Genomic DNA, 4611 nt, shown 5'->3' with positions numbered 1-4611 from the left:
CTCGAGACGCTGCTGGGGGTGCCGGCCGGGGCGCCGGCCGGGGCGCCGGCCGGCACGGGCCGCGGCGTGGGTCGCGGCTCGGCGGGCGGCGGCGTGGGCCGCGGCTGGGATCGAGGCGCCGCGGTGAATCCGGCGGGAGAAACCGGTGGTTCGGCCGCCGCAGACCCGGGGCGGGGGCGGAATCTCCCCGCCGTTTCACAACACGCCGAGCTGCACACCGACCGGGTCGGGTACCTGCCGCAGCGCGTGGACGGGCTGGACGAGGACGCCTCGGTGCTCGAGAACGTGCGGACGGCGGCCCCCGCCGTGCCCGTGCCCGAGCTGCGCAACCGGCTCGCGCGCTTCCTCATCCGCGGCGCCGCCGTGGATCGGCCGGTCTCGACCCTGTCGGGCGGTGAGCGGTTCCGGGTCGCGCTGGCCCGGCTGCTCCTGGCCGACCCGCCGCCGCAGCTGCTCGTGTTCGACGAGCCGACGAACAACCTCGACCTCAACACCGTCGGGCAGCTCGTCGACGCTCTCGCGGCCTACCGCGGGGCCGTGCTCGTGGTCAGCCACGACGATGCGTTCCTCGAGCGCATCGGCGTGAGCCTCGTCCTGGAGCTCGGACACGACGGCACGCTCACCGAGAGGTGACGTGACGCGGCATCCGTCCTCGTGTGAGGGCGGGTGCCGCGTCAAGCCCGCCCGGATGTCGGCGGCAGCGACCAAGATGGAGGGATGAGCGACGTGCTCGAGCGGTTCAGTCCTGCCACGCAGGACTGGTTCCGCGGTGCCTTCGCCGCCCCGACGAACGCCCAGATCGGCGCGTGGGACGCGATCTCGCACGGCAAGCACGCACTCGTGGTCGCACCGACCGGCTCGGGCAAGACCCTCTCGGCCTTCCTGTGGGCCATCGACCGCGTGTTCCGCGAGAAGTCCCTCGAGGCCGCAGCGCCGAAGGGCAAGAAGCGCCGAGCGGATGCCTCGTCCTCACCGACCCGCATCCTCTACATCTCGCCGCTCAAGGCGCTGGGCGTCGACGTCGAGCGCAACCTCCGCTCTCCGCTGGTCGGCATCGGACAGTCGGGACGGCGGCTGGGCATCGCCGTCCCGGAGGTGAGCGTCGGCGTGCGCTCGGGCGACACGACCTCGAGCGACCGCCGAAAGCTCGTGACCGCGCCCCCCGACATCCTGATCACCACGCCCGAGTCGCTCTACCTCATGCTCACCAGCGCCGCCGGCGAGACGCTCGCGAACGTGCACACGGTGATCGTCGACGAGGTGCACGCGGTCGCCGCCACCAAGCGCGGAGCGCATCTCGCGGTCAGCCTCGAGCGGCTCGACGCGCTGCTCGAGAGACCCGCGCAACGGATCGGGCTGTCGGCGACAGTTCGCCCGATCGACGAGGTCGCGCGCTTCCTCGGCGGGGCTGCGCCGGTCGAGATCGTGGCACCCAAGGCGACGAAGGCGTTCGACATGCGGGTGGTCGTGCCGATCGACGACATGCTCAACCCTCCGCCACCTCCCGGCACCGAACCGTGGACGCCGCCCGCAGCGGACGCCGAGACCGGCGAGGTCATCGACGAGGACTGGTTCGCGGACGGGCAGTCCAAGCGCGCCACCGGGGGCGGCGAGACGGAGATGACGGGGTCTGTGTGGCCGCACGTCGAGGAGGCGATCGTCGACCGCATCCTGCAGCACCGCTCGACCATCGTCTTCTGCAACTCCCGGCGCCTCGCCGAGCGCCTCACCGGGCGGCTGAACGAGATCTATTCCGAGCGGCTCGGGATCGATCTGCCCGAGGCATCCGTGCCCGCCGCCACCATGGCTCAAGCGGGGGCCACCGCCGGCGCCGACCCGGTGCTGGCGAAGGCCCACCACGGCTCTGTGTCGAAGGAGCAGCGGGCCCAGGTCGAGGAGGAGCTCAAGTCCGGCGTGCTGCGGTGCGTCGTGGCGACGTCGAGCCTCGAGCTCGGCATCGACATGGGCGCGGTCGACCTCGTGATCCAGGTCGAGGCGCCGCCGAGCGCGGCGTCCGGTCTGCAGCGCATCGGCCGCGCCGGGCACCAGGTCGGCGAGGTCAGCCGGGCTGCGCTCTTCCCGAAGCACCGGGGCGACGTGCTGCACACCGCGATCGTCACCGAACGGATGCTGGCGGGTCAGATCGAGGCGATCTCGATCCCGCAGAACCCGCTCGACATCCTCGCGCAGCAGACCGTCGCGGCCTGCGCGCTGATGCCCCTCGACGTCGAGGGCTGGTACGAGACGCTCAAGCGCAGTGCGCCGTTCCGGGCGCTTCCCCGCTCGGCCTACGAGGCGACGCTCGACCTGCTGGCGGGACGCTACCCGTCCGACGAGTTCGCCGAGCTGCGGCCGAGGCTGGTGTGGGACCGCGATCACGGCACGCTGACCGGCCGTCCGGGCTCGCAGCGCATCGCCGTCACCAGCGGCGGCACGATCCCCGACCGCGGGCTGTTCGGGGTGTTCGTGGCGGGCGAGTCGCAGAACGCGCGGGTCGGCGAGCTGGACGAGGAGATGGTGTACGAGTCGCGCGTCAACGACGTGTTCACGCTCGGCACCACGAGCTGGCGCATCGTCGAGATCACCCACGACCGGGTCAATGTCGTGCCGGCGTTCGGCCAGCCGGGCAAGGTGCCGTTCTGGCACGGCGACGGCATCGGCCGGCCGGCCGAACTGGGTGAAGCCCTCGGAAAGTTCTCGCGGGAGGTGTCGACCGCTCAGCCCGATAAAGCCGAAGACCGTCTCCGCGAGGCCGGTCTGGACGACTACGCCCAGGTCAACCTGCTCGCCTATCTCGCCGAGCAGCGCGAGGCCACCGGCACGCTCCCGACGGACCGCCAGCTCACCGTCGAGCGCGGCCGGGACGAGGTCGGCGACTGGCGCGTGATCCTGCATTCCCCGTACGGCATGCAGGTGCACGCGCCGTGGGCGCTCGCGGTGAACGCGCGCATCCGCGAGCGGCTCGGCGTCGAGGGCGCCGCGGTGGCGAGCGACGACGGCATCATCGCGCGTGTCCCGGATGCCGCGGCAGACCCGCCCGGCGCCGAGCTGTTCGTCTTCGATCCCGACGAGCTGGAGCAGATCGTCACCGACGAGGTGGGCGGCTCCGCGCTCTTCGCCTCGCGGTTCCGCGAGTGCGCCGCCCGCGCGCTGCTCATGCCGCGCCGCAATCCCGGCCGGCGCAGCCCGCTGTGGCAGCAGCGGCAGCGCTCGGCGCAGCTGCTCGAGGTCGCGCGGCGCCACCCGACCTTCCCGATCATCCTCGAGACGCTGCGCGAGGTGCTGCAGGACGTCTACGACGTACCCTCGCTGCTGCGCATCGCCCGCAGCATCGGCGACCGCCGCATCCGGCTGATCGAGACCGAGCCGCCGCAGCCCTCGCCCTTCGCCCGCGACCTGCTCTTCGGATATGTCGGTGCGTTCATGTACGAGGGCGACTCGCCCCTGGCCGAGCGACGGGCGGCGGCTCTGTCGGTCGATCCGGCACTGCTGTCCGAGCTCCTCGGCAAGATCGAGATGCGCGAGCTGCTCGATCCCGACGTCATCGCCCAATTCGAGCGTGAGGCGCAGCGCCTCGATCCCGAGCGCCGCGCCCGCGGGCTCGAAGGAGTCGCCGACCTGTTGCGGATCCTCGGTCCGCTCGACGCCGCCGAGGTCGCGGTCCGGCTCCAGCCTGCCGAGGGCGCCGCCTCGCCGACGACGGCGAGCGGCTCGGCCGATCGCGCGACCGCCGAGGGCACCGCGAGCGAGGGCGAGGCCGCCGCTCTCCTCGACGCCCTCGTCACCGCGCGTCGCGTCATCCCCGTGACCATCGCCGGCGCCGCCCGGTACGCCGCGATCGAAGACGCGGGCCGCCTGCGCGATGCGATCGGCGTGGCCCTGCCCGTCGGCGTCCCCACGGCGTTCCTCGAGCCGCTGGCCGATCCGCTCGGCGACCTGGTCGCCCGGTACGCGCGCACGCACGGTCCGTTCACGGCGGATGCCGCGGCCCAGCGCCTCGGCGTCGGTGTCGCCGTCGCCCGGCTGACCCTGCAGCGGCTCGAGTCCCAGGGCCGCATCGCGAGCGGCTTCTTCCTGCCGGCGTCGACGGCGAACGCGGGCGACGACACCGAGTGGTGCGACGCCGAGGTGCTCCGGCGGCTGCGGATGCGGTCGCTCGCCGCGATCCGAGGCAGCGTCGAGCCGGTGCCGCAGGACGCGTACGCCCGCTTCCTGCCGACCTGGCAGCACGTGACCCGGCCCCTCGACGGCGTGGACGGGGTCGCCGCCGTGGTCGAGCAGCTCGCCGGGGTGCCTATCCCGGCGAGCGCGTGGGAGTCGCTGATCCTCCCGGCCCGCGTGCGCGACTACGCGCCGGCGATGCTCGACGAGCTCACCTCGAGCGGCGAGGTCGTGTGGTCCGGGCACGGCAGCCTCGCCGGACGCGACGGCTGGATCGCCCTGCATCCCGCCGACGCCCTCCCGCTCACCCTCACGACCGCCGAGGACGAGATCGCGCCCGAGTCCCTCGACGCGCGCATCCTCGCGGCCCTGGCGGCCGGCGGCGGCTTCTTCGCCTCGCAGCTGCGTGCGCTGACGGATGCCGAGAACGAGCAGTCCGTGATCGAGGCG

Annotated in this window: 2 protein-coding genes; both read left to right on the top strand. The window is 73.2% G+C overall.

The annotated features are described in order from the left end of the window. A partial coding sequence (locus tag ACE3O1_RS14875) for an ATP-binding cassette domain-containing protein (RefSeq protein ID WP_374316373.1) occupies positions 1-633 on the top strand: 633 nt, incomplete at its 5' end. Between the two features lie 84 nt (positions 634-717). Next, a partial coding sequence (locus ACE3O1_RS14870; protein WP_374316371.1) for a DNA glycosylase AlkZ-like family protein occupies positions 718-4611 on the top strand: 3894 nt, incomplete at its 3' end.

It is taken from the genome of Microbacterium sp., from assembly GCF_041909575.1.
Lineage (GTDB): Bacteria > Actinomycetota > Actinomycetes > Actinomycetales > Microbacteriaceae > Microbacterium.
Note: the sequence above shows the minus strand (reverse complement) of the source record. Positions and strands in the feature narration are given on the sequence as shown.